The sequence below is a fragment of the Oryzibacillus soli genome, assembly GCF_051594765.1.
Lineage (GTDB): Bacteria > Bacillota > Bacilli > Paenibacillales > NBRC-103111 > Paenibacillus_AR.
The window spans coordinates 60,807-86,090 of record NZ_JBPPGJ010000010.1; the positions used below are offsets into that span (position 1 = coordinate 60,807).

At 59.7% G+C, this 25,284-nt stretch carries 21 protein-coding genes; 8 read left to right on the forward strand and 13 right to left on the reverse strand.

Annotated elements, in window-relative coordinates; translation table 11 throughout:
• Positions 1-6 precede the first annotated feature (6 nt).
• Both ACSEXW_RS15050 and ACSEXW_RS15055 read left to right on the forward strand, forming a co-directional pair.
• Positions 7-783 carry a pirin family protein gene (locus ACSEXW_RS15050; protein WP_438446996.1) on the forward strand — a complete coding sequence of 259 codons (777 nt, stop codon included), beginning with the start codon at positions 7-9 and terminating at the stop codon, positions 781-783.
• Between the two features lie 67 nt (positions 784-850).
• Entirely contained in the window at positions 851-1,249 is a 399-nt protein-coding gene (locus ACSEXW_RS15055) for a DoxX family protein (protein ID WP_438446997.1), read from the forward strand.
• A gap of 86 nt (positions 1,250-1,335) precedes the next feature.
• Here the strand turns inward: ACSEXW_RS15055 and ACSEXW_RS15060 are convergent, their stop codons facing one another.
• The 8 genes from ACSEXW_RS15060 to ACSEXW_RS15095 all read right to left on the reverse strand — a co-directional run bounded on the left by ACSEXW_RS15060 (position 1,336) and on the right by ACSEXW_RS15095 (position 9,413).
• Entirely contained in the window at positions 1,336-2,025 is a 690-nt protein-coding gene (locus tag ACSEXW_RS15060; protein WP_438446998.1) for a response regulator transcription factor, read from the reverse strand.
• The gene (locus ACSEXW_RS15065) at positions 1,997-3,529 is read right to left on the reverse strand and encodes a sensor histidine kinase (RefSeq protein WP_438446999.1); all 1,533 of its coding nucleotides are present in this window, start codon (positions 3,527-3,529) and stop codon (positions 1,997-1,999) included. Before ACSEXW_RS15065 ends, ACSEXW_RS15060 begins: the two co-directional genes overlap by 29 nt.
• A gap of 24 nt (positions 3,530-3,553) precedes the next feature.
• Positions 3,554-4,285 carry an ABC transporter permease gene (locus tag ACSEXW_RS15070; RefSeq protein ID WP_438447000.1) on the reverse strand — a complete coding sequence of 244 codons (732 nt, stop codon included), beginning with the start codon at positions 4,283-4,285 and terminating at the stop codon, positions 3,554-3,556.
• Positions 4,278-5,015 (reverse strand): ABC transporter ATP-binding protein, encoded by a 738-nt coding sequence (locus ACSEXW_RS15075; RefSeq protein WP_438447001.1) that lies wholly within the window; start codon positions 5,013-5,015, stop codon positions 4,278-4,280. The genes ACSEXW_RS15070 and ACSEXW_RS15075 overlap by 8 nt, the downstream gene beginning before the upstream one ends.
• Positions 5,016-5,090: 75 nt before the next feature.
• Entirely contained in the window at positions 5,091-6,008 is a 918-nt protein-coding gene (locus ACSEXW_RS15080) for a hypothetical protein (RefSeq protein WP_438447002.1), read from the reverse strand.
• Between the two features lie 468 nt (positions 6,009-6,476).
• Entirely contained in the window at positions 6,477-7,358 is an 882-nt protein-coding gene (locus tag ACSEXW_RS15085) for an ABC transporter ATP-binding protein (protein ID WP_438447003.1), read from the reverse strand.
• A gap of 26 nt (positions 7,359-7,384) precedes the next feature.
• Complete coding sequence (locus ACSEXW_RS15090; protein ID WP_438447004.1) at positions 7,385-8,431, reverse strand: FecCD family ABC transporter permease; 1,047 nt, start codon at positions 8,429-8,431, stop codon at positions 7,385-7,387.
• Positions 8,424-9,413, reverse strand: coding sequence for a FecCD family ABC transporter permease (locus ACSEXW_RS15095; RefSeq protein ID WP_438447005.1), 990 nt, complete (start codon positions 9,411-9,413; stop codon positions 8,424-8,426). Before ACSEXW_RS15095 ends, ACSEXW_RS15090 begins: the two co-directional genes overlap by 8 nt.
• Positions 9,414-9,666: 253 nt before the next feature.
• Here ACSEXW_RS15095 and ACSEXW_RS15100 point away from each other — a divergent pair, with 253 nt between their 5' ends.
• The 3 genes from ACSEXW_RS15100 to ACSEXW_RS15110 all read left to right on the forward strand — a co-directional run bounded on the left by ACSEXW_RS15100 (position 9,667) and on the right by ACSEXW_RS15110 (position 14,253).
• Positions 9,667-10,674 carry an ABC transporter substrate-binding protein gene (locus tag ACSEXW_RS15100; RefSeq protein WP_438447006.1) on the forward strand — a complete coding sequence of 336 codons (1,008 nt, stop codon included), beginning with the start codon at positions 9,667-9,669 and terminating at the stop codon, positions 10,672-10,674.
• A gap of 25 nt (positions 10,675-10,699) precedes the next feature.
• Positions 10,700-11,512: a (2Fe-2S)-binding protein gene (locus tag ACSEXW_RS15105; RefSeq protein ID WP_438447007.1), complete on the forward strand. Its 813-nt coding sequence runs from the start codon at positions 10,700-10,702 to the stop codon at positions 11,510-11,512.
• A gap of 284 nt (positions 11,513-11,796) precedes the next feature.
• The gene (locus ACSEXW_RS15110) at positions 11,797-14,253 is read left to right on the forward strand and encodes a glycoside hydrolase family 6 protein (protein WP_438447155.1); all 2,457 of its coding nucleotides are present in this window, start codon (positions 11,797-11,799) and stop codon (positions 14,251-14,253) included.
• A 71-nt stretch (positions 14,254-14,324) separates the two neighbouring features.
• On the opposite strand, the gene ACSEXW_RS15115 is transcribed toward ACSEXW_RS15110, so the two are convergent.
• The 4 genes from ACSEXW_RS15115 to ACSEXW_RS15130 form a co-directional block, all read right to left on the reverse strand.
• Positions 14,325-15,689 (reverse strand): anti-sigma factor domain-containing protein, encoded by a 1,365-nt coding sequence (locus ACSEXW_RS15115; protein WP_438447008.1) that lies wholly within the window; start codon positions 15,687-15,689, stop codon positions 14,325-14,327.
• A 2-nt stretch (positions 15,690-15,691) separates the two neighbouring features.
• On the reverse strand, positions 15,692-16,405 hold the full coding sequence (sigI, locus tag ACSEXW_RS15120; RefSeq protein ID WP_438447009.1) for an RNA polymerase sigma-I factor: 714 nt from the start codon (positions 16,403-16,405) through the stop codon (positions 15,692-15,694).
• A gap of 126 nt (positions 16,406-16,531) precedes the next feature.
• The gene (locus ACSEXW_RS15125; RefSeq protein WP_438447010.1) at positions 16,532-18,526 is read right to left on the reverse strand and encodes a cellulase family glycosylhydrolase; all 1,995 of its coding nucleotides are present in this window, start codon (positions 18,524-18,526) and stop codon (positions 16,532-16,534) included.
• A gap of 137 nt (positions 18,527-18,663) precedes the next feature.
• The gene (locus ACSEXW_RS15130; protein ID WP_438447011.1) at positions 18,664-20,421 is read right to left on the reverse strand and encodes a methyl-accepting chemotaxis protein; all 1,758 of its coding nucleotides are present in this window, start codon (positions 20,419-20,421) and stop codon (positions 18,664-18,666) included.
• A 394-nt stretch (positions 20,422-20,815) separates the two neighbouring features.
• On the opposite strand from ACSEXW_RS15130, the gene ACSEXW_RS15135 reads away from it, so the two are divergent.
• From ACSEXW_RS15135 to ACSEXW_RS15145, 3 genes are all read left to right on the forward strand, one after another.
• A complete protein-coding gene (locus tag ACSEXW_RS15135; RefSeq protein WP_438447012.1) occupies positions 20,816-22,918 on the forward strand; it encodes an ABC transporter transmembrane domain-containing protein in 2,103 nt (700 codons plus the stop codon).
• Positions 22,919-22,953: 35 nt separating this feature from the next.
• Entirely contained in the window at positions 22,954-23,469 is a 516-nt protein-coding gene (locus ACSEXW_RS15140; RefSeq protein ID WP_438447013.1) for a GNAT family N-acetyltransferase, read from the forward strand.
• A 134-nt stretch (positions 23,470-23,603) separates the two neighbouring features.
• Complete coding sequence (locus ACSEXW_RS15145; RefSeq protein ID WP_438447014.1) at positions 23,604-24,128, forward strand: hypothetical protein; 525 nt, start codon at positions 23,604-23,606, stop codon at positions 24,126-24,128.
• Positions 24,129-24,206: 78 nt separating this feature from the next.
• Here ACSEXW_RS15145 and ACSEXW_RS15150 read toward each other — a convergent pair whose 3' ends face one another.
• Positions 24,207-25,196, reverse strand: coding sequence for a DMT family transporter (locus ACSEXW_RS15150; protein WP_438447015.1), 990 nt, complete (start codon positions 25,194-25,196; stop codon positions 24,207-24,209).
• Between the last annotated feature and the right edge of the window lie 88 nt (positions 25,197-25,284).

Sequence of the window (25,284 nt, forward strand, 5' to 3'; positions counted from 1 at the left end):
AAGAGTATGCAACCCAGAATCTATTCCCCTGCCATGCAGGGAAGAGGAGCATTCGACGGCGGACGGATCCTCGAACAGAAGCCCATCGGATTTCCCGGAGAAGGCGCGGTGGTGAAACGGGTCGGGCCCCTGTTCTACTGGGCCTGGGCCACCTCGACCGAGGATGCCATGATCGGGCTGCATCCTCATCAAGGCTTCGAGATCATGACCTATGTTGTGGAAGGAGCCGCCTTCCACGGAGATACGCTGGGCACCAACAGCACCGTAGGCACAGGCGGGGTCCAGCTCATGAAGACCGGCTCCGGAGTCAGCCATCAGGAGCGCATCAGCGCTCGTTCGGAGCTGTTCCAGATCTGGTTCGAGCCTGATCTCTCCGAAGCCGTACGCCGGCAGCCCACCTATGAGCAGTACGAGGATGGGGAATTCCCCTCCGTGCAGGCGTCTCCGGAGGTGCGGATCAAGACGGTAATCGGCGACGGCGCACCGGTTAAGCTGACCGTCGACGCCCGGATGTGGGATATGGAGCTTGAGGCCGGCTCCCGGCACCGGTTAGAAGTTCCGGAAGGCTATTCCTTGGCTGCCCTGGCCATCCGGGGGCAAGGGACTCTGGGCGCTGTGGATGCACTGGAGCCCGCGGCCTTCGGCCAGAAGGACTTTATCTTCGCCCCGGCAGATTCCGGGACGGCCGTGGACATTCGGAGCACCGGTTCCACCGTGCTTCGGCTGGTCGTGATCCAAGTTCCGACTACCGTCAGCTACCCGCTTTATCCGAAGAGAGCCTGATTGGAGCTTTGGTGTCCAATATCTTAAATTAAAGATTATTAAATTAAAACTATGGAGGCGAGTTAAAATGATGGATTGGGGATTATTATTGGTTCGTGCAGTGATCGGCTTGTTGTTCGTGGGACATGGGGCGCAGAAGCTGTTCGGCTGGTTCGGCGGGTACGGCCCGAAGGGAACCGGCGGCTGGATGGAATCCATCGGGGTGAAGCCCGGCGTTCTGATGGCGGTTCTGGTGGGACTCATGGAGCTTGTGGGCGGCGCCCTGTTCGCTCTCGGCCTGTTCACCCCGATTGCCGCGGTCTTGATCGCGCTGACCATGATCGGGGCCATCGCCACCGTACACGGCCGCAATGGCGTCTGGGCTACAGCCAACGGTTACGAGTACCATCTGGTGCTGATCGCAGCAGCCGTGGCCGTGGCCTTGACCGGAGCCGGCGAGCTGTCGCTGGACGCGCTGATCCGCTGAGATCGGCAGATATGGTTGACTCCGCAAAAAGAGCTTGCCGCGACATGCCGGCAAGCTCTTTTTGCGGTGCGGGGCAGCGCCTCCGTCTACGCCTTCAACCGGTACCCCGCTCCCCAGATGGTCTCGATATACTGCGGGTTGGAGGTATCGGCTTCGATCTTGTCCCGGATCTTCCCGATGTGGACGGTGACGGTGGCGATATCCCCCATGGAATCCATCCCCCAGATCCGTTCGAACAGATCCGACTTGCTGAACACCCGGTCCGGATTCAGGGCCATGTAGTACAGCAGGTCGAATTCCTTGGCCGTCAGGCCTACTTCCTTCGCGTTGACGAACACCCGCCGCGCCCCCTTGTCGATCCGGAGCCCGCGGATCTGGATGGTCTCGCTCATCTGCTCCTTGTGGCCGGTGAGTCGGTCGAACCGGGCCGTATGAGCCCGCACCCGGGCCACCAGCTCACTCGGGCTGAAGGGCTTCGTGATGTAGTCGTCGGCTCCGAATCCGAGACCCCGGATCTTATCCAGGTCCTCGTTCTTGGCCGAGACCAGCAGGATGGGGATGTTCAGCTCCGCCCGCAGCTGCTTGCAGATCTCGAGCCCGTCCACAACGGGCAGCATGATATCCAGGAGGATGAGATCATATTCCCCCGTCCTCGCCTGCCGCAGCCCCCGGTCTCCGGACGTCTCGATATCCGCCTTGAAGCCCGCCATCTCCAGATAGTCCCGCTGCAGCTCCGCGATGCTGAGCTCATCTTCCACGATTAGGATCCGCTTCATCCGTCTCTCCTCCCCGCTGCTCCGGAAGCTCCTGAACCGGAAGGCTAACGATGATCTTGGTTCCATGCCCCTGCAGGCTGTCTGCCGCGACCGTACCCCCGTGGGCCTCCACGATCTGCCTCGTGATGGCAAGCCCTAGCCCGCTCCCCCCCGTAGCCGAATTCCGCGACTTATCCGCCCGGTAGAACCGCTCGAAAATATAAGGCAGCGCCGCCGGATCAATCCCCGCTCCATTGTCCAGAATCTCCACAACGGCCCGCTGCGGGCTGCGGATCAAGCGAAGCGACAGGATCGCCGGCTCTTTATCCATGTACTTGCAGCTGTTCTCGATAATATTCATGATCGCCCTCTTCAGCTTCTCGCGGTCGGCCGTCATCCGGAAGGGACCGTCTGGGCCCGATGACTCGAACACGAAGGCGATCCCCCTTTTTTCCAGATCCACCTTGAGCTCCTCTACGCAGTCCAGCAGGAACGCCATCCCGTCGATGTTCTCCATATGGAACGGCATGCTGTTCAGATCCAGCTTGGAATACAAGAACAGCTCGTCGATCAGCTTGTCGAGGTCGTTCGTTTTCTTATAGATGGTCCTGACGTACTTATCCAGACGCTCCGGGTCGTTGGCCACCCCGTCGATAATCCCTTCCACATATCCTTTGATGGCCGTGATCGGCGTCTTGATATCGTGGGCGATGTTCGAGAGCAGCTGCTTGCGGTTCTCCTCCACCTGCAGCCGAAGCTCGATGGACTCCTTCAGCTTTACCCTCATCTCCTCGAAGGTCTGGGACAGCTGCCCCAGCTCATCCTTGCGCCGGACCGCCAGCGGGACGTCCAGGTTGCCCTCCTTCATCCGCTCCGCGGCCTCGCGAAGCAACCGGACCGGCCGGACGATGCTACGGGATACCCAATATGTCAAGGCCCCATTCGTCAGCACCAGCGCCAGCACGAAGGAGATGAGCAGCGACGGGTGCAGCTTCACCAGCAGATTCTGAAGCGGCGTGATGTCCTGCAGCAGATACAGCGCTCCCCGCACCTGTCCCTGCTGCAGCAGCTCGTAATGCGTGATCGTATAATGCTTGCCCCCGTGGGTAAATTCCATCATCCGATCATGATCCATGCCTGATGAATCGTAGCGTTCCAGTGCCTTCGCATTGCGCAGCTCCAAGCCCGGCGACTGGTAGGCGATCCGGTCCGGGTCCGGACCGGCAATGACCATGCGGATGTTCAGAGCGGACAATCTCTTCTCATAATCGGCCAGCAGATCGGGGTCCGCCAGCCGGGCCGGGTCGGAGATGGCCAGATTCCGCAGACCCGCATAGGCCACCGCCTTCTCGTCGAAATAGCCCTGTATGCTTCCCTTCTCGAATTCCAAGTGATAGTAGGCCTTGATCTCCTTGATGTCGCCCAGGAAGGCCACAACCAGAATGATCAGCGACAGGACGAACAGCACGAAGGGCACCACAAGCATCGCGATATACGAGAGCACCAGCCTCATCCGAATCGACATTGTATCCCCTCCGCTTCCATCCCGTTATAACGGTCTTCTCTCAAACTTACCCATTCCGAGGATAAAAAACAAGACGATCCCCGATATCAAGTACAAAAATCCGAACAGCTTGATCCCTCCGGCATGGGCTCCCGCCTCATACCAAGCGTGATATTGGGTCGGAGATACCGCCGCCCAAGTGTGGGGGAAGAGGAAGGACGCCAGCGCCATGGCCGCATAGATCAGAATCAGCAGCGCTTGGGCCACGGCGGCACTCTTGAACCACTGGGCTGCGAAGGCGCTGATGACCGTCCACATCAGAAGCGGCAGAAGCGAGCCCACATAGGCAAGCAGCTGGCTGCCCCACGGTCCGGCCTCCCCTTCCAGAATCCAGCCCGTCACGAAGGAGGTGACGAAGCCTACGGCCAGATGCAGGGCCATGATGCCGCCGATGGCCGCCGTCTTCCCCAGGAAGAGCTTGTAGCGGTGAACCGGACGGAGGAAGAAGGCCTTCAGCCGCTGAGGCTGGAATGTGAACCCCTCCGCCGCCAGCATGAACAGAATCAAGGGCAGGTACAGGTTCACCAGAATGAACAGGCTGGCCATCGGCAGCTGATTCGGCAGCAGGGGCATGATGCCCGCCGTATCGTTCATCCTTAGGATCAGCCACCCGATCACGGGGGACATGAAGGCCGTCAGCGCCAGAAAAATATAGTTCTTGGGCTTCAGCCAAGCCATCTCCCATTCGTTGCGGACCGCTGCGGCAAGCTTATCCATGCTTCCGCCCCCTCTCCAAGGTCAACTGCTCGACATACCATTGCTCCAGGGTATCTCCCTTGCGATCTCCCAGGCTGGCGGTGGATACCAGGCGTCCGTCATGGATCAGCCCCACCCGGGTGCAGAGCGTCTCCAGCTCGGAGAGCTGGTGCGAGGAGATCAGAATGGTGAGCTCCCGTTTTTCCTGGAGGTAGCGGATCAGCTGCCGGAACTGGAGGATGCCCTCCACATCCAGGCCGTTCATCGGCTCATCCAGAATCAGAAGCTTCGGCTGCCCGATCAGGGCCAGCGCCACGCCGAGCCGCTGCTTCATGCCTTGGGAGAAGCCTGCGACCTTCTCCTTCTTCACATGCAGGAGACCCACGTCCTCCAGGATCTCGTCGATATCCGCCGGCGTGATGCCCGGGTAGAACCGCCCGTGGAACACCAGGTTCCGGTGGGCCGTATGCTCCTCGAACAGGGCCGGCGCTTCGATCAGGCAGCCCAGCCCCTGCATGGCGGCTTCGTACTCGTCCCGGATGGAACGGCCTCCGATCCGGATCTCGCCCTCCCGGAACGGAATCAGGCCGGAGATGGCTTTGAACAGGGTGGTCTTGCCTGCGCCGTTCGGGCCGATGAGCCCGAAGATCTCCCCCTGCGCAAGCTCCATGGAGATGCCGTGGATGCCTCTTCCGTTGCGGTACACCCTCGTGACCTCTTGAACGGTTAATATCGGGTTCGGCTGCTGCACGCCCCCGCCTCCTCTCCTATGTCGGGAAGGGCGAAACGGCAGGTACGCCCGCTTCGCTCTCCGCCTTATGGATTCTTAGTGCCGGCCGTGCTCCGGAATCGGCAGGGCTTCCGTCTTCTTGCCCTCGAGATTCACGGTATCGGCTATGGTCTGGTTCACATTCGTCAGGCCCATGCCGGAATCGAAGGTCCAGGTGTGCTCCTTGCCTTCCGCGTCCTTGCTGGTTGCCTGGATCTTCATGGACTGCTCCCGGATGAGCTGATCCGCGCCGATGACGGCTTGGACGTCAATCTGCTTGATATGCACGTCCGTGCCGATCTCCGGCTTCTTGATGTTCAGCTTGTCGTGGAAAACGCTATGGGGATCCGCCGCATCCATCCCCGCCTCCGTCTCTGCGGACAGCGCGTGCTCCAGGATCAGAGCGCCGGCCGTGTTCAAGAGCACCGGAATCTCATCGTCGCTCAGGGACAGGCTGACCACCTTGGATTGGTCGGCGCTCTCCTCCAGCTTCACATAGCTCCGGTACTTGCCGGCGATGGCGTCCATCAAGTCCTCCATGTGGCTCTCCATGGCCGGATTGGAGCCGGAGCCGTGGTGCATCCGGTGTTTGCCGCTTTTGCCGGATGAGTCGGCCTCGTTCACGTAGTAGGTCTCCTCCCCGTCGAACTTCACGACGCTCTGGCCGTCCTTGTGATAGAAGGCTGCTCCCTGCGCCGTTCCGTCCTGCTCCACCTTCACCGTTCCGCTGACCGCCTCGGAGGATATGCTTCCCTTCGCCCCGAAGGTGACCGCCAAGACCGGCTTGCTGTTGTCCGAGACCTTCATCGTCCCGTTCACGGTCGCCGATTCGATCTGGTGGGTCGCCTTCATCGCGCTTTTCCACACCTGGTAGCCCTCTTCTCCGCTGGCTCTCGCCGAGAACCCGCTCGTTACCATCACAGCCCCGCTCAACGCGATGGCCGTACCGTACATCACACTCTTTCTTGAGACCATTCCATCCTACCTCCAATGAATCGGATTTTCTCTTGCTTTCTTATCTTATCCGGCACCCCTAAACCTCCCGTAAAGGAAATCTAAAAAAAGTATAAACAGAGGATGAAAGGACTCCAAAGTGGCGTTGGGCTGGGAATAGGTCGGTCCGCCTTGTTGGGCTAGTTCGCTCGCACCCTCCGGCAGCTCCACCAATAAGGGAATTAGCCCCGTTATTTCGCCGCACAACCGCCCAGCTCCACCAATAAGGGAAATAGCTCCCCTATTTTTGCGCTTTTGCCGGTTTTCCCCCAAATATCCACGGAATAAGGGGAGATAATCCCTTATTCCCTCCATCAAGCCCAAATTACCGAAAAATAAGGGAAGGATTTCGTTTAATCTCCCACAAGCAAAAAAAACAGCAGCCCGCAGAGTCATCTCTGCGGGCTGCTGTCTTAACGGGCGGCTATGAATTCCCGTTCACAAGGCTATTCATATACTGGCTCTTGCCGTTGCCCTAGCCGTATCCGCCGCTGGTGCCGCATCCGTCGCTGCAGCCGAGGCCCCGGCCCCAGCCACGGTCCTGCGCTTCCCCTTACCGTAGGGGACGCACATGGGGGTGCCGAAGACCGGATCCGGCACCACCTCGCAGGGCAGGTCGAACACGGCCTGGATCAGCCCCGCGTCTACGATGACCTCCGGCGCTCCCTCGGCGTGGACCCGGCCGTTCTTCAGGGCCACGATATGATGGGCGTACCGGCAGGCCAGATTGATGTCGTGAAGCACCATCACGATAGTCCGCCCCTCCTGCTCGTTCAGGTCGTACAGCAGGTCCAGCACCTCGATCTGGTGCGTCAGGTCCAGGTACGTGGTCGGCTCATCCAAGAGGATGGTCCCGGTCCCCTGCGCCAAGGTCATGGCGATCCAGGCCCGCTGCCGCTGTCCCCCGGACAAGGAGTCGACGCTGCGGTCCGCCAGCTCCTCCATCCGGGTCAGCCGCAGGGCATCCCTAACCATCCGCTCATCCTCGGCCGACCATTGCTGCAGCCAGCTCTGATGCGGGTAGCGGCCCTGCTTGACCAGCTGCTGGACCGTCAGGCCCTCCGGTGCGCTGGGCCCTTGGGGCAGGATCGCCATCTGCTTGGCGATCTCCTTGGTCGGCAGCTTCGAGATGGAGCTGCCGTCCAGGACCACCTCCCCTTCCCGGGGCTTCAGCAGCCGGGCCATGGAGCGGAGCAGCGTAGACTTGCCACAGCCGTTGCTGCCGATGAGTACGGTGATCCGCCCCTTCGGAAGGGACAGGTTCAGATTCTTGAAGATATACTGGCCTCCGTACGACAGGGCCAAATCAACCGCTTCAATGGCATGCGCCATGGCTGTCCCACTCCTTCGCTTCCTAATCACGTATTCCGGTGGCGGTACAAAAGATAGATAAAGAATGGCGCGCCGATGGCCGCTGTGAAGATCCCCGCCGGCAAATCCAGCGGCGCCAGCAGCGTGCGGGCCACCAGATCGGCGGCCAGGAGAATCAGCGCGCCGATGCAGGCGCTGACCCCCACCATGCCGCCGAAGCCGGGGCCCACCAGCTTGCGGGCGATATGCGGCGCCATCAAGCCGATGAAGCCGATGGCGCCGCCGATGGCTACCGCCGCTCCGGCCAGGGCCACGCTCAGCACGATCAGGACCAGCTGCTTGCGCTGTACCCGGCTGCCGACGCCGGTGGCCACCTCTTCGCCCAGCTGCAGGGCGTTCATATGGCGGGCCTGCAGCAGCGTCACGGGCAGCAGAATGGCCACCCACGGCAGCAGAGGGAGCACATCGCGCTCCCAGGACGCCCCATAGATGCTGCCCGTCATGAAGGTCATGGACTTCAAGCCTACATAATAGTTAGGCGTGGCGATCATGAGCATGTACGAGACGGACTTGAAGGCGGCGCTCATGCCGATGCCGATCAGCACCAGGCGGAGAGGCTTGACGCCGGAGCCTTTTTTCCAAGCCAGGAGGTAGATGACGCCCGTCGCCAGGAAGGCGCAGACCATGGCCACCAACGGCAGCAGATGGATGCTCACCTTGTTGGCGAAGAGCACCAGGAAGACGACGGCGCCGAGAGACGCCCCCTCGGTCATCCCTACATTATCCGGGGAAGCCAGCGGGTTGCGGATCAGACCCTGCAGGATGGCTCCCGACACGGCAAGCGAGGCCCCGACCAGAAGCGCGATCAGCACCCGGGGCATCCGCAGCTTCGTCACGATCATGGTGGCCGTCGCATCCCCTTGGCCCGTCAGAACCTGGATCACCTGCATCGGATGGATGCGGACGCTGCCGATGCCGACGGAGAGCACCAAGGCCGCCGCCACTAGTACCAGCAAGAGGCCCAGCATGGCCAGCATCCGGGCGCTGAAGAGATACGACCACCCCTTGCGGCGCAGTACGACTTGTCTAGGCATGGCCCTTCCAGACCTCCTTCCGCGCGATCATCACGAAGAACGGGACTCCCAGGATGGCCGTCATGACGCCCACCGGCACCTCACGGGGCATGGCGATGTAGCGCGAGCCCAGATCCGCCGCCACCAGCAGCAGAGCCCCCATCAGGAAGCAGTACGGAATGTTCCAGCGGTAATCCTGCCCCACCAGATGACGGACGATATGGGGAATAATGATCCCGACAAAAGCGATCGGCCCCGCCACCGCCACGGACCCGCCCGCCAGCAGCACGACGCTGACTGCGGCGCCCAGCTTCACCAGCGCGGTCCGCTGGCCCAGCCCCTCGGCGATGTCCTCGCCCATAGCGAGCACGTTCATGTGCCGGGATAGAATCATGGCGAGCATGAAGCCCGCCAGCATATAAGGCGCCACGACCCGGAGCATCCCGAGCTCCCGGCCCGCCACGGAGCCGACGAGCCAGATCAGGACCTGGTCGAACATTTTGCCGTCGGCCAAGAGCATCCCCTGGGTCAGCGAATGGAACAGGGCGGTGATGGCGGCACCCGCCAGCGTAATCTTCACCGGCGTCATGCCGTCCCGTCCGAAGGAGCCGACCAGGTACACGACCGCAGCGCTTACCGCAGCTCCGATGAAGGCCACCCAAGCCGAGGAATGAAGCCCGGTCACCCCGAGCAGACTCGAGGCCAGCACGACGAAGAAGACCGCTCCCGAGTTGACCCCGAACAGGCTGGGCGAGGCCAGGGGATTCCGGGTGATCCCCTGCATCTGAATGCCGGCCACCGCCAGGCTTCCGCCGACCGCGGCGGCGATCAGGGCACGGGGAACCCGGGTGGTCTGGATGATCAGGTGCTCCTTGGAGCCCGTATAGGCCGCGAAGGACTCCCATACGGTCCGTGCAGGTATATGCGTCACGCCCAGCATCACGCTGCCCAGCATGCTGGCGGCCAGCAGCGCGGCCAGGACGGCAAGTCCGGATATTTTCATGGATATCCCGCTTTCTTAGAATCTCGTTTCATTCTTATAGGCTCTGCGAATTGATGTTTTTTCATCAGTTACTTGTAAAGTGTAACGGCCTATCCCAGGCTATGTCAATGATATTCATTATCAATTGAGAGTCGTTTCCCACAAATATTCACCGTTTGGATGTTGACATAACGCCCTGGTTTTCGTATATTCATTCTCGTGAGATTGAGAATCATTGTCATTTGAGTATAAATTAAAGGAGCTGCAACCTACCATGAATTTCGCAACCCCCTCTATCCGCCGATTGTCCCTCTGGGGTGTCGTCCTGACTCTCTTCACCGGCCTTCTCGCCGGCTGCGGCGCCAAGAACGACTCCACGAACGCCGGCTCCTCCGCCTCCACCAGCTCTCCCGCCGCCAGCACGGCGCCTGCCGCCGAGCGCACGATCAAGCACGCCATGGGCGAAACCGTGGTGAAGGGCACACCCACCCGCGTCGTCATCCTGACCAACGAAGGCGTGGAAGCACTGCTCGCTCTCGGTGTGAAGCCGGTTGGCGCGATCAAGGCTTTTACAGGAAATCCGTGGTATGAGCACACCAAGAAGGAGCTGGAGGGCGTGACGCCCGTAGGCGACGAATCCCAGCCCAATCTGGAGGCCATCGCCGCCCTGAAGCCGGACCTGATCATCGGCAACAAGATGCGCCAGGAGAAGGTCTATGAGCAGCTGAAGGCCATCGCGCCCACCGTCTTCTCCGACACCCTGCGGGGCGAGTGGAAGAACAACTTCTCCCTCTATGCCGAAGCCCTGAACAAAAAAGCCGAGGGCGACCAAGTCATCGCCGCCTTCGACAAGCGCATCGAAGATTTCAAGAAGACCTTCCAGAGCAAGCTCAGCCTGAAGGTGTCCGTCGGACGCTTCATGGCGGGCAAGACCCGGATCTACAATACCGACACCTTCACCGGCGTAATCTTCAACCAGATCGGCATCGCCCGTCCGGACACCGTGAAGAACGCGAAGAACACCTTCGCCGACGAGATTACGAAGGAGCGTCTGCCGGAGCTCGACAGCGACGTGCTGTTCTACTTCACCTATGACACCGGCGACGGCAAGGGCAACCAGACCGAAGAGGAGTGGACCAAGGATCCCCTGTGGAAGAGCCTGAAGGTCGTCCAGAACGGCAAGGCCTTCAAGGTGAACGACGTGATCTGGAACACCGCCGGCGGGGTCAAAGCCGCCAACCTGATGCTCGACGAGTTGACGGAAATCTATAAGAAGCTCTAAAATCCGCGCACCGGAGGTACACGCCATGGCGCCCTTGGACACCGCCCTGCTGTTGAAGCGGCACCGCATCCTTTGCCCGCCCCCGGCGCAGAACCGCACTGCTCCCGCAGCCGGCACTCCTCTGTGGAGTCCGGCGGGAGATGAGCTGCCGCTGCTCCTGGCTGCCTTCGGCAGGGCCATCCAATCGCCCTCCGGCGCCGTAACCGGTTCCCTGTTCGTGAAGCGCCTCTGCTCGCTGGCTGCAGGGGCCATCTACGCCTGGACCCACCACGGCGCAGCCTGGGACACCCCCTTGTCTGATCTGCGAATCGGACTCGAGGGCCAGGGGCTGGTCTTCCACCTGCCGGCCCCCGCCCCTGGCGACACCTCCGGTTCCCTTCCCGGGCAAGACCCGGAGCCCGTTCTGGACCGCCTGATGGCGGCCTGGATCAGCCCCTTGGTTCGGGAGACCGTACGCTGTACCGGTGTGCCGGAGGATACCCTCTGGTCCACCCTCTCCTACCACTTGGCCTATTGGGAACGGGAATGGACCCTGGAGGCGGATGCCACGGTGTGCCATCGGGTGGAGGCGGTCTTCCGGATGCTTCGGGAGCCCGGGAGGCCTCATTGGTTCCTGGGACGCTCCGTCAGCCCGCTGGCCGTCCCCTTCCGCACCATGGACAACCCCTGCGCACCGAACAAGCCGATTCTGCTGCGCTCCAAGTGCTGCATGAACTACCGCCTGCCCGGCGAAGACCGCTACTGCTACACCTGCCCCCGGCTCAACGAGGAGCAGCGAATGACGAAGATTTCCGCCGTATACGGCGGCAAACAGGAAGCCCAAGCTACGGTCCGTTGACCGAGCTTGGGCTTTTTTTTATGGCATTTGCCATTTTCCGGGAAAATATTAAGGAGCACCCTCCCAAAACTGGAAGCCCTTTCGTAACAATACTCGAAGCACGCGAATAGACAGCGGCACCGCATCCGAGGAGTATGCCGCATCTGGGAGGTGAAACGGCAAGACTGCTGTAAGACCAAGCATCCTGTTGTTCGGGATCGTTCCGGTATCAAACCATCTTATACCAATGGAAGGTGAACCTATTGAATTATCGTAAAGTATTGCGCAAGGGGGCTGCATACGCTATGGCCGCCGCCCTACTGGCAGGCGGCTTCGCCCCGGGCTTCGAAGCGAAGCAAGCTTCGGCCGAATCCCACGTGGACAATCCCTTCGTCGGTGCAAGCGCCTATGTGAACCCGGATTACGCCAAGTTCGTGGATACCTCCATCGCCCAGGTCAGCGATGAAACCCTGAAGGCGAAGATGCAGACGGTGAAGTCCTACCCGACGGCGATCTGGCTGGACCGCATAGCGGCCATTGCCGGCGGCTCCGCCAACGGCGGCCGCAAGAGCCTCCGGGAAACCATGGATGACGTCCTGGCTCAGAAGCAGGGCGACACCCCCATTACCGCTACCTTCGTCATCTATGACATTCCGGGCCGCGACTGCCACGCCCTAGCCTCCAACGGAGAGCTGGCGATGACTCCGGAAGCGCTTCAAACCTACAAGACCTCGTATATCGACGAGATCGCCAAGGTATTCAAGGACCCCAAGTACGCCGGGATCCGGATCGTCAACGTCATCGAGCCCGATTCGCTGCCGAACCTGGTTACGAATCTGAACGACCCGAAGTGTGCGCAGGCCAATTCCACCAACGTCTACCGTGACGGCGTCCGCTATGCGCTGGATGTGTTCCACGCCATTCCCAATGTGTACAACTATCTGGATATCGGCCACTCCGGCTGGCTGGGCTGGGACAGCAACCGTCAACCGGCCATCGAGCTGTACACCAGCGTCGTGTCCGGCACCAAGGCCGGCCTGTCCAGCGTGGACGGCTTCGTCACCAATACCGCCAACACCTCCCCGCTGGAGGAGCCATATTTGAGCGATCCCAACTTGAACATCGGAGGCCAGCAGATCAAGTCGGCCAAGTACTACGAGTGGAACCCGTACTTCGATGAGACGGACTTCGCAGCCGCCATGTACAACGGCTTCTTGTCCAAGGGCTGGCCGGCCGGCATCGGCTTCATCATCGACACCTCCCGCAACGGCTGGGGGGGCTCCAACCGCCCGACGGGAGCCAGCGGCTACGATGTCAATACGTACGTGAATTCCGGACGGATCGACCGGAAGCTTCACCGCGGCAACTGGTGCAACCAGAGCGGGGCAGGCATGGGACGTCCTCCGCAAGCGGCACCCGCCGAATATGCGGCCGCCCACCTGGATGCGCTGGCATGGATCAAGCCGCCGGGGGATTCCGACGGAGCCAGCTCCTACATCCCCAATGACGAGGGCAAAGGCTTCGACCGTATGTGCGACCCGACATACTTTACCGCCGACGGCACCTTGACCGGATCGCTTCCGAATGCGCCGTTGTCCGGTCACTGGTTCCACAATCAATTCGTCGAGCTGGTTCAAAATGCATACCCGGCCATTCCGCTCTCCACCGGTACCGGCGGCAATAACGGCGGAGGCAACAACGGAGGCGGAACCGGCCCCGTGGTACCGGCTCCCACCGCACCTGCCGCCCCGACCGGAGTGAAGGCCCAGATTACCATCAGCTGGACCGCCTCCGCCAATGCAGCCAGCTACAAGGTGAAGCGCGCCACTGATGCTGCCGGACCGTTCACCACTGTCGCTACAGGGCTGACCGGAACAAGCTACACGGATTCTGCAGTCAGCAGCGGGGTGACTTACTACTACGCTGTAACGGCCGTCAACAGCGCCGGAGAGAGCCCGAATTCCGCCTTGATCAGCGCTGCTGTTCAACCGGTATCGACCACTCCGACGACCCCGACACCTACCGTTCCTTCCGCTCCGTCCGGCGTCTCCGCTTCAGCGGCTGACGCGCAGGTGAAGCTGGTCTGGAACACGGTGAGCGGAGCATCCAGCTATACCGTGAAGCGTTCCGCAAGTGCTTCCGGCCCGTTCACCGCCATCGCCAGCGGTCTGACCGGCTCGTCCTACACGGATAGCGGGCTGACCAACGGCTCCACCTATTATTACGTGGTGACCGCCGTGAACAGCGCAGGGGAAAGCACCGCTCCTTCCGCCGTTTCCGCCAAGCCCCAGGCAAGTGGTACCGGTACCGGTACCGGCACACCTCCGGCATCGGGCAGCCTGACCGTCCAATACCGGGCCGGCGACACGAATGCTGCGGACAATCAGATCAAGCCGCTGTTCAATATCAAGAACACCGGAGGCTCGGCCGTTCCGCTCAGCGAGCTGACGCTCCGCTATTACTTCTCCAAGGATGGCAGCCCTTCGATGAATTCCTGGATCGACTGGGCGCAGATCGGCGGCTCCAATATTAACCGCACCTTCACGGATACCTATGTGGAGCTGAGCTTCACCTCCGGAGCAGGCTCCATCCAAGCCGGCGGCCAGACCGGCGACATCATGCTCCGCATGTCCAAGAACGACTGGTCGAACTTCAATGAGAGCAACGACTATTCCTTCGATGCCTCCAAAACCTCTTACACCGATTGGAGTAAAGTCACCTTGTACCGCAACGGTACATTGGTATGGGGACAAGAACCGTAAGCCTCCCGGCTGTAAGACAGAAGAAAACCCGTAAGGCCGCTCCGAGGAGCGCCTTACGGGTTCTTCTGTTTCTAGCCCTCCGGCAGCCTGCGGATTTGCAGGCTGCCTCCTTTCTCCCAAGTCACCTTCAATTGGATCTCCAGCCACTGGCTCGCGGGAATTCCGGCGGCCCCAAGAATCCGCTCCGTGGTTAGATCAGCTGACAGCACGGGCCCCTGCCCCAATCCGAGCTTGGTGATCAATTCCCCGGCCTGCGCCGCTCCCCGCTCTCCATTCAGCTTCTCCTGATCGCCTCCGGCATACCGTTCGTAGCTTGCCACAGGCGCTCCCTGGACGAGCCGATAGGAGACCTTCACCATCTTATTGTCCCCTCCGCGCACATAGAGCTCCAGGGACGAAACGGCATCCGCAGATGAGGATACCGCAGGCACCGCTGTGGGAGCCGGAGTGGATGCCGGTGATGCCGAAGGAGACGGCGCCAGGCTCGCAGGCAGCACAGAGGCCTTCGCCGCCGGGACGGAAGCGGGCGCTGGGGTTCGGCCTTCTGCCTCCTTCGCGGGAGTCGGCGCCGGGGTCCCCGGCTCTGCCGACGGTAGAGCGCTATCGCTGGCCGCTGCAGCAGCGGATGGGGACGGAGCGGCGGAAACCCCCGCCGCTGTCCGGTCCCCGTACAACGTCTCCACCTCTACGCCTGCACTGTGCAGGGCCTTGGCAATCGACGTGCTTCGCAGCATGTCTTCCGGAAGGGGAATGCCCCGGTCCTGCGCATCCCGATACACCAGGTACGCATTCAGGGAAAGCTCCTCTTGCTTGGCCTGCTCCAGCTGGGTCCGGTCCGCCGTATGCAGCAGGAGCTTGACCGTACCGTCCTCCGGAAGAGCCGCTTGCAGCGTTTCATTCAGCTTGCTGCCGGGGGGATCCACCACCGATACGAATACCCATGGCTTCTCGTCCCCCTTCATTCCCAAGTACCCCATCTGCTTCGCCCGGTCCAGAAGAGTCCGGAAGGACTGCTCCAGTGGGCGATCGACCAACTCTCCTGCCTGTACCAGCCGCTCCGCCTCCGGATTGCGGGCCGTCACGTTACGTACCATCCCCTCCGCATCCACCTGCCATTCCATGCTGGGATTGATATCGATGGCGACCAGAGTCACCGCCTGCTTCCCCGCCGGCGCGCCGGAGTGGAGATATAACCAAGCGCTGATCAGCAGCAGCCCGACCACGGCGCATGCGGAGGCTGCGATGCCCGGAATCCTAAGGCGCCTCACGCCGCTTCTTGCAGCCATTCTCCTGGAGGGAGCCGCTGCTTCCTCCGGCACCTCGATCGTATCACCCAAGGCAGGAAGAGGATTCGGAGGGGGGATATTGCGGAAGCGCCCGTCTCCGCACAGGACGACGAGACATTGGTCCGTAATCTTCATAACCGTACCACGCATGGTTAATCCTCCTCCAATTCTGCGAACGATAGGGTCTGGCGGATCCGCATAAATTCCTCGCCGGCCAGGATTAGGATCAGCGAGATGAGATACTTCCGGTTTCGCTCAAGCGTTTTTTTGCTGACCTCCACCGCCTGGATCATGTCCTTAAGCGGAAGCTGCCTCTTCTGGTAGAGATCCCGCAGCCAATCCGGATTCGTACAGAACTTCCTTGCGATATCGAGCAGCATCCTGCGCGTGTCCCGGTGGCAGGGACTGGCTTCCTCCAGCTCCTCCAAGCGGATCCCGAACTGACGAAGCCTTGCATCATAATTCGTCAGCTCATCAGCCAGCGCCGCCGAAGTCTCCTGCTGCTCGAAGGCAGCCAGGGAGCTGGCCATCTCTGCCTGGGACAGCTCCAATTCTTCATGATGCCACTTGGTCTCCATTCGGGCAATACGTTCTTTGCGCCTGAATTCATCCACAAGACGGTTATGAATCGCCATATAGGCAAAATTGTCAAAGGACTTGCCGTATTGCGGGTGATACCGGTCAATGGCCTCGTTAAAGGCGATGAGCCCCACACTGGCTTCATCGTCGTTCCACCCGATTCTGCATTTGCATACATGACTGACTGCACGCAGGACGAACGGCTTATACCGGATAATCAAGTCCGACCGTGCTCCTGTGTCCCCATCGCGGATCCGCTGCAGGATATCCCCGAGTCCTGCTTCCACCGGCGTTCACATCCCCATGTTAACGTCTCTGTACGGCCCCTCTCCACCCCGGAACCGGGCAGGGCATGAACAGGACCAAAACCGCCCTGGCATCAAGGCGGTCTTGTCATGTTTCGATATAGGTGCTTAAGGCTCCAATCCCCAAACCAAGGTCCCGTTCCGGTACAAGGTCACCTTATTCCAATCTATGAAGGCCGTCTTGGACGAGTCGAAGGAATAATCATTCGTCTCATTGAAGTTCGACCAGTCGTTCTTGGACATGCGCAGCTGGATCTCGCCGGTTTCCCCTCCGGCTGCAACCGTGCCTGCTCCTTCATCAAAACCAAGCTCCACATAAGAGTCCGTGAACGAACGGTTAATGTGGGAGCCGCCGATCTGGGCCCAGTCGATCCAGGAAATCATCGAAGGGCTGCCGTCCTTGGAGAAGTAATAACGGAGCTTCAACTCACTCAGCTTCACCGACGAGGCACCCGTATTCTTGATATTGAATTGCGGCTTGATCTGGTTGTCGCCGCTGTTCGTATCTCCGGCCCGGTACTGTACCGTTAACCCCCCTGGTGCTGGCGTTGCCGAGGGCTTCGGTGAAGGCTGAACCGGAGTTGGCGTCGGCTGTGCAGGTGTAGGAGTCGCAGTCGCTGGAGTCGGCGTGGCGGATGGTGCCGGTGTTACGGTTGGCGTCGGCTGTACGGTCGAGCCGGTTCCAACGTTTACGCTGATCGTCTGCGAGGCGCCGCTCTCTCCCGCTGCGCTCCATGCCGTGATCTGGTAGTAATAGGTGCTTCCCGGTGAGACGGCTGCATCGGTATATTGCGTTCCCTGAACATCCGCCGCAAGGACCGTGTACGGTCCGGAAGCGGAGGACGACCGCTTCACCTTATACCCGGCGGCACCTGACGAAGCCTCCCATTTCAGCTGGACCGTAAGAGCGAGACTTGCCGGAGCAGCCGGTACGGAGCCGGGATTGGTTGTTCCCCCTCCTCCGGCATATACCGGCTTCATGGCCCGGTTCAGCATCGATTGCTTGACGGTATCCCATGTTTTCCAATCGTCCTTCAACAGGCCGCCGGTATCCCCGCTGTTCGGATTCAGCGTCCAATAGGTCCAATACAGATCGTTAGCCTTGATGTAATCGACCAGCTTGTTCTGCCAGACGCCCTCTACCGAGGTCTGATCCGTTTGACGCCCGCCGAACTCGCCTACCAGCACGGGAGCAAGATTCTGCTTGCTGATATAGCCCCAATGCTTGTCCCAGACTTCAGGCAGATTGTTGGGGAAATCCGGGGCATTGAACCAGGTCTGGGAAGCTACGCCAGGTCCATAGTCGTGGGTGGAGTATACCAGCCGGTCCGGCTTCTTCAGCCGCACCGGGTTGTCCTTGACTCCCATCAGCTGGCCGCCCCACCAGTAATAGTCCCCGTTATACTGCGCATTGCCTTCCACGATAATGAGCCAATCGGGATTCTCCTCGAGAATCGCGTTGCCTGCACGCTCCGCCGCCAGCCGCCAGTCGGTGGACAGGTCGCCGGAGCCCCATGTCGCCGCCCCGTGGGGTTCATTATGCAGGTCGGCTCCAATGACCGTAGGGTTGCCGGCGTACCGCTTGGCCAGCATCTTCCAGTCGGAGATCCAGCGCTCCTCGGGGTACCGGCTGGTATACCACAGCTCCGATTGCCCGCCGGAGTCCGGACGATGCCGGTCCAGGAAGAGCTTGATCCCCCGCTTGCCGGCCTTCTCCACCAGCTTGTCCAGGATTTGAATGGGCTTCAGCCCTTGCAGATCCGGATTCACTGCATAGTTGATGCTGCTGGGGGACGCTCCCGCATCGAGCATCTCATTGCAATACGGCACCCGAATCAGGTTATAGCCATGCTCCTTGATCTGGTCCAGGAAGAAGTCCATGGAGTACGACCACAGCCCGTGGGGCGAGTAGTTGGAGGTCTCGAAGCCGAACCAATTCAAGCCGTTCCATTGGGCCGCAGCTCCGTTCGAATCCACAATCCGGCTGCCGTCCGTGTGGTAATACCCGCCGGCTTCCGCCTTGGTCGTCGGCGCTCCGCCCAAGAGCGGCGAGACGACGAGCGCCAGCATTAATGCAATCTGATACCCCTTCTTCACATTCATTATGATGAGCCTCCCATTTACCTGCTGGCACGGCGTCCGGTTAAGGGACCTCCCTTGGACGGACACACGCCAGGTGATATCTCTCTATACGACGGGAGGCTGCATTTTGAGGGGGATGGCGGAGAGAATCGTCTGCACTATTCCAATATGTAGCGTTTGGTCATCTCTTCCAGACGCACGGAGCTTTCGGCGACCTCATCACTGTGCTCGACTACGTCCGCCGCACGCTCCAGCATGTCCGCCACCCGCTCGGTAATGTTATGAATGGAGGTGGCCGCCTCCGTATTGGCGATATCCAGCTCTCTGGCGGCCGCCGCCACGTTCTGTACCGAAGCCATCAGCTCTTCCGAGGTGGCGCTGAAGTCCTCTGTCATATGCCCGATGGCTTCGGAATCCTTGTTGTACTGCTCGGATGCATTCAGCAGAAGTTCATAATCCTTCAGCACCCGCTCGTTCAGGAATGCGAGGAGCTCATCTGAGCTGGTGGTCAGATGACGCACCGAATCAATGACGGTCTGGGTCACATTCTGGATCTCGGACAGCGTGCTGTTGGAGTTGTTCGACAGCTTGCGGATCTCATCCGCAACGACGGCGAAGCCTCTTCCCGCTTCTCCTGCCCTTGCCGCTTCGATGGCGGCATTCAAGGCAAGCAGATTCGTCTGTGCCGTAATCTCCAGAATGGAGTTCGTCAACTGCTGGATCTCGTCCACAGACCTGGATTGTTGGATGGCCCGGGTCAGCTTCTCCTGGGTCACCTTGTAGATCGATTGGGTGCTGGTAATGGAAGCGGTGGCCGTGTGCTTCAGATCGGAGGCGCGGTTGCGGATCTCCATGGCCATACCGGCCCCCTCCTGCGCCTTGCTGGCAATGGTCTCGATGGCCCGCTCGATCTCTCCCGCCATAGCGGCCAAATTCTCGGTGGTGGCTGCCGTCTCCTGCATGCCGGCGGACAGCTCCTCCGTGGTAGCCGCCACCTCCTCGACCCGCTCGTGTAGACGGGATATGCTGCCCTGGGTTCCCGCGGATTGCAGCATCAGGTGCTCCGACTCCTTCATGATGTTCGAGACGACCAGCGTAACGGAGTCCGTCATGGCCGAGATGGAACGGGCAATGGTCCCCAGCTCGTTGCCCGATTTCAGTACATCGTCAGATAGGGAGGCCGACAGATGTCCTTCCGACACCTTTTGGCAATACCCGGTAATCAGCTTCAGACGTCTGCGCAGGAAGGCAATGGACAAGACGGAGATGGACAGCATCACCAGGACGGTTGCCCCGGACAAGAGAGAGGTCTGCCATATTCTCGTCTGGATATCGGAGCTGGTCTTGTCGTGGAGGCTCTGGGATGCCGTGCGGTTCACATTCACGATCTCCTGCATCCCGTTCACCACGGCCGTGCTCAGCGTATTCAGCCGGTCCCGCTCCTCCTTCTCATACTTGGCGGTATCCTTCTTCACCTTCAAGAGCTTCTCGGTGTCATTCAGGTACGTGCTCAGGTTCTCATCCAGCTTCTTGACTGCTTCGACTTCTTCATCCAGCTTCTCGTAACTCTTGTATTCCTTGATTCCGGTGATAAGCCGCTCCTTATCTTTGCTGTAGCTCTCATAGGTGCTGTCGTTGAAAGAGCTGCTGTCGAGCAGCTTGGTGAAGTTGCTTCTCAGGTTGTAGAGATTGGCCTTCAGCTCCAGGATCTTGGTGGTATGGGTGTACCGTTCGTTAAACAGGATCCCTTCCTGATGCTTGGCCTCGTTCATTCCATTGATGCCTGCAACGAAGATGAGGGACACTCCAATGAGAGAAACAGCAACCAGCAGCATATAAGAATGCACAAGCTTCAGATTGCCGAATATACGCATCATCTTGCTATTTGTTAATCGTTTCATAAAAGATTGGTTCATCTCGTTCGTCCCCTAGTCCTTAGGTATTCTGTGGCTCATCTTCCTGATCTTGCGATTCTTGCTCCTCTAAACGGAAATGACGGAATCTACCTCCCCTTGTAATGCAGGTGCATTAAGCCAAAAGAACTACCTTATTTAGTCATAAAATACATATTCCTACATTTTTAATGTGATACATGCTATCACGAAATGGCGAATTATCGAAGACATATTATTCCAAAAACAAATTTGTAACATTTTTAAGAACAATCGGCTATAAATGATCCATTTATTATCTCCAGCAAACCATACTATGCCGAATCATTTTACAGTCTGCGGGAACTGCGTTAATCTGAAGCTACATCCTAAGGGGAGGTCGGTTGCCCTGCATTTCATACGAAGCATCAGGAGGTACTTGGCCCTTCACCCGCTGCTGTGCGGAGTCTTCCTTCTCAGCCTGATCGTCGAGGTAGCCTATGCGGTCGGTGCTCCCTTAAGCCTGAAATACTTGGTGGATGCCGCCTTCGTCCCGAAGGACCTCCATGCGTTCGCCATCATCCTGGCGGTTCTCTTCGGCAGCGGGCTCCTCCATATCGGAACAAGCTTCTGCGGGGATTATTCCATCGGCAAAATAAGCGGCGGGGTCATCCGGAATCTTCGCCTGGAGCTCTATGACCACCTTCAGCGCCAGTCACAGTCCTTCTACCACCGTTACAGGGTGGGGGATCTGATCACCCGTTTCTCCTCCGACATGGGCTCCATCGAGAGAGTCGTCCGGAGCTCGTTCCCCTTCTTTCTCCGGGAAGCGTTAAGCCTGCTGCTCGGCCTTACGGTCCTGTTCTCCCTCGAATGGCGGCTTACTCTGGCGGTGCTTGCCGGTTCGATCCTGCTCTTCCTGGGTCCCCGGCTTCTGATGACGCGTTCGGAGGCCGCCCATGCCCAGTATAAGGAAGCCCAGGAACGCTTCACGAATACCGTCGATGAGATGGTCAAGGGCCACCGGACCATCCGGATTCTGCGTCAGCAGCCCCGCTTCCGGGAACAGGGCCGCCTCCATATGGATGAGCTGTTCAGCCTCGGCTTGAATGTGCATGCCATCGGTTCCTTGATGGAGCGGCTGCCGCAGATCGCACTCCTCCTCTTGAACGGACTCTTGATCGGCCTGGGCGGCTATCTTATTTTTCAGGATATGCTCTCTGTCGGGGAATTCGTGGCCTTCTTCACACTCTTCCTGAACGTCGGCCAATCCGGAAGCAATCTGTCCTATCTGATACCTAGTCTGACCGAGTCGGGGGTGAGCTTCCGGCGGATCGAGGAGCTGCTGAAGGAACGGTCGGATGTTCCGGAGGCTGCCGCCCCCGTGGAGCTTCCGTCGGCCCCGCCTTCCATCCGCATGGAGCACGTTACCTTCGGTTACAACGCAGACGCCCCCCAGCTCCATAAGGTGAGTCTGGACATTCCCGCAGGCAGCTACGCGGCATTCGTGGGCCCCAGCGGCTCAGGCAAAAGCACCGCCCTCCAGCTCATCTCCCGCTTCTACGACCCGACGGACGGCCGGATTGCCTGGAACGGACATGATGTGCGCAGCATCAGCGAGGACTCCTTGCGCCGCCTTTCCACCATGGTCACGCAGGACGCCTTCTTCTTCAACGCGACGCTGCGGGACAATCTGCTCTTGGACCGCGTGGACGCGACGGAGGAGGATATGTACCGGGCGGCCCGGGAAGCGAACCTGCATGACACGATCTGCAGCTGGCCGGCCGGCTATGATACTCCGGTTCGCCATGAAGGCGGGTCCTTGTCGGGCGGGGAACGCCAGCGCCTGTCCCTTGCCCGGGCTCTTCTTCGGAATCCGAAGCTGCTCCTTCTCGACGAGGTAACCTCGGCGCTGGACCCAGCAGCGGAAGCGGACATCACCGCACGCATCGAGAGCCTTCGAGATCGTGCGACCTTGATTTCCGTCACCCACCGGCTGGCCTCCGCCATGCGGGCCGACAGGATCTATGTCTTCGAGAAGGGACGAATCGTAGAATCAGGAACCCACATGGAGCTTCTTCGGCTTAACGGATTGTACCGGAGTCTGTGGGAGAAGCAACACGGCTTCCATCTGTCCCAGGACGGTCAGTATGCCACGGTGGATCCCGAACGCCTGGCTAAGCTTCCCTTCTTCCAAGGGATCGAGCCTGATCTGCTCCAGGATGTCTCCAAGCTGCTGAATTCGGAAACCTGCAAGGAAGGGGAGGCCATCGTAACCGAGGGAGACGAAGGCCATACCTTCTACATCATCGTCCGGGGGCGGTTCGAGGTCTTGAAGGAAGGGCGCCGCGTGGCGGTGCTGGAGGACGGTGACCACTTCGGGGAGATTGCCCTGCTGCGGAATATTCCCCGAACCGCTACCGTGAAGGCTCTGGCTCCAAGCGTGCTCCTGTCCATGAGGCAAGAAGCGTTCCAGCGTCTGACGGAGGAGCACCCCCACCTGCTGGATGCCTTGGAGCTGGCGCTGCAGAAGCGCCTATAACATCCTTCGCGGTTCGAAGGGAAAGGAGACCCTTAATGGCTATTCGCGTTAGCGGCTGTACCACGGACGAGGAGCTGGCCCGGGTTAGCCGATTCATGCTGAAGCACAAGCGGGAGCTGCATCCGGCTTTCACCACCATGGAGATGGTGGATCTGCTCTACTCGTATATGACTCATGGCCGGCTGATCTGCGCCACGGAGGACGACGGCCGGATCGTGGGAGCGGCGGCTTATTACCAAGGAACGCCGCAGCAGGAGTTCGAGGACCGGGAGGTGGCGCTGGTCGACGTGGCTATCGCGGACCGGGATTACAGGGGCAGCCGGTTATTCGTCAAGGGGCTCCAGTATATGACCGCCCGAATTCTGGAGGAGTTCCCGGAGGTTCGCGAATTTCAGATCGCCGCCATGGCTGAAAATGTCTATTTGTGCCGACTCTACGCCAAATTTACAAGCTCCCGGCACCCTCGAGAAGGTCTGTATGGACAAGAAATTGTATTTAGCGAGAATATTTTTAAACTTAATACTATTCTAAAGAGATACGACAAGGTATAATTGGGAAAACGGACCAGGAAAGGAGGAATTCCCATGTTTCCCGTACCTCCCACAACCAAAGAAATCAAAAAGGGCTCCGGCTTCGGCAGAATCGTTCAAGCCAACGATTCCTTGCGCGTGGTAGTCATGAAGTAATGAACGTCCTGTTCCGGGCGTGCCGGCTGGAGATGGATTATGAAGCCTATATGGACTTTCTGCTCCGGCACGCGGGGGAGCTGAACCTCCCCTATCCGTTCGCCATGAAGCTCAGCTTCCTGGCCAGCCCCTTGATACTGGGGCAGGCGATGCTCATCTTCACCGAGGAGCCTTACGAGATCGTCGGAGCGGCAGGGTTCGTGTACGGCACAGGACCGGGGGAGTATCAGGACCGCCACCTTTGTCAGATCGAGATCGCCTATCTTCGCCCGGAACACCGGAGCACGACCTTGTTCGCCCGGGGGCTTCAGGAGCTGACTGCTCTGATGCGAGCCGGCAATCCCGAAGTGCGGCAGGTGCAGTTCTGGGCACCGGAGGACCGGAAGGAGCTTGGGAGCCTGTTCGCCAAGCTCACCGCCCTGCCCGGCTCCTCCAAGTCCGTCTCCGGCCCGCTGGCGCTATATAGCGTCCTCTTCGATGAGCTTGCAGCCTACTGCCGCGAGCTTCGTCCGGCAAATGAATAAGAGGCAGCCTGCCGCAGAAATCCTGCGGCCGACTGCCTCTTTCTTGTTTGTAGGATACGGCTTGGCGCAAGGCCCCTCTTACGCTCGGCCCTGCTGCTGCTCCATCCCAGCCGGATGCCTTCGAGCCGCATCTTCACGCCGGGATGCCCGGAACCCTTCCCGATTCACCCTCCAGATCCCATAAGAGACCAGGATGAGCGCCACTAAATTCTTGAGCTCCCATATCTCCTCCCCCAGGAAGATGGAGGAGAGAATGGCGCCGAAGATCGGGATCAGGAAATTATAGACCGAGACAGGACCCACCTTGTTGTACTTCAGCAGCAGATTCCACAGAGTGAATGCCGCCGAGGACAAGAGAGCCAGATAGAGGAGCAGACCGGAGGACGCCGGGGTAAAGTGAGTCACTTCGCCACCCGCAGCTGCACCGAGCACCGTCAGGCCGATCCCTCCGATGAGCAGGCTGTAGCCGGTGACGAGGACCACGTCCAGCGTTCTCGTTAACCGCTTGGCATAGATGGCCGTCACGGCGAACACCAGCGCCGCCAGGATCACGAACCCCTCGCCCGTAAATCGGAAGGAGAAATTCAGCAGATCCGAATTGAAGTTGACCAGGATAACGCCGGCGAAGCCGATGAGGCAGCCGAGGGCCTTATTCCCGGTCAGCCTGTCATTCTTGTACACGTAATGCGCCAAGAGGACGCTGAAGAAGGTCGTCGTCGCATTCATGATCGCCCCCTTCACCCCGGTCGTATTCGCTACGCCGATATAGAAGAAGATATACTGCAGGGTGGTCTGGGCCAGCCCCAAGATCAGCAGCCGTCCGAGGTCGCTCTTGGAGACGGAGAATACCTTGACGCTGAACGCCCGTGCGGCGAGGAGCAGAATCCCTCCGGCCAGCACGAACCGGTATCCGGCAAAAACAAACTTCGACGGAATGTCCTCCGCCGATATATCGAACAGCACATAGCCGATCTTGATGCTGGGATAGGCGCTTCCCCATAACAAACAGCATACCGTGGCGATCAGCGCCACGAACTTGGCATTGCTGTATATGGCTTTCTTCTCCATATGCTTCTTCCTCCTTCGGGTCATTCCCTTGCTGTGTTTGTTTTCATTATAGCCCTCCTCTTTACATTAGGGAAATTAATATTTATGA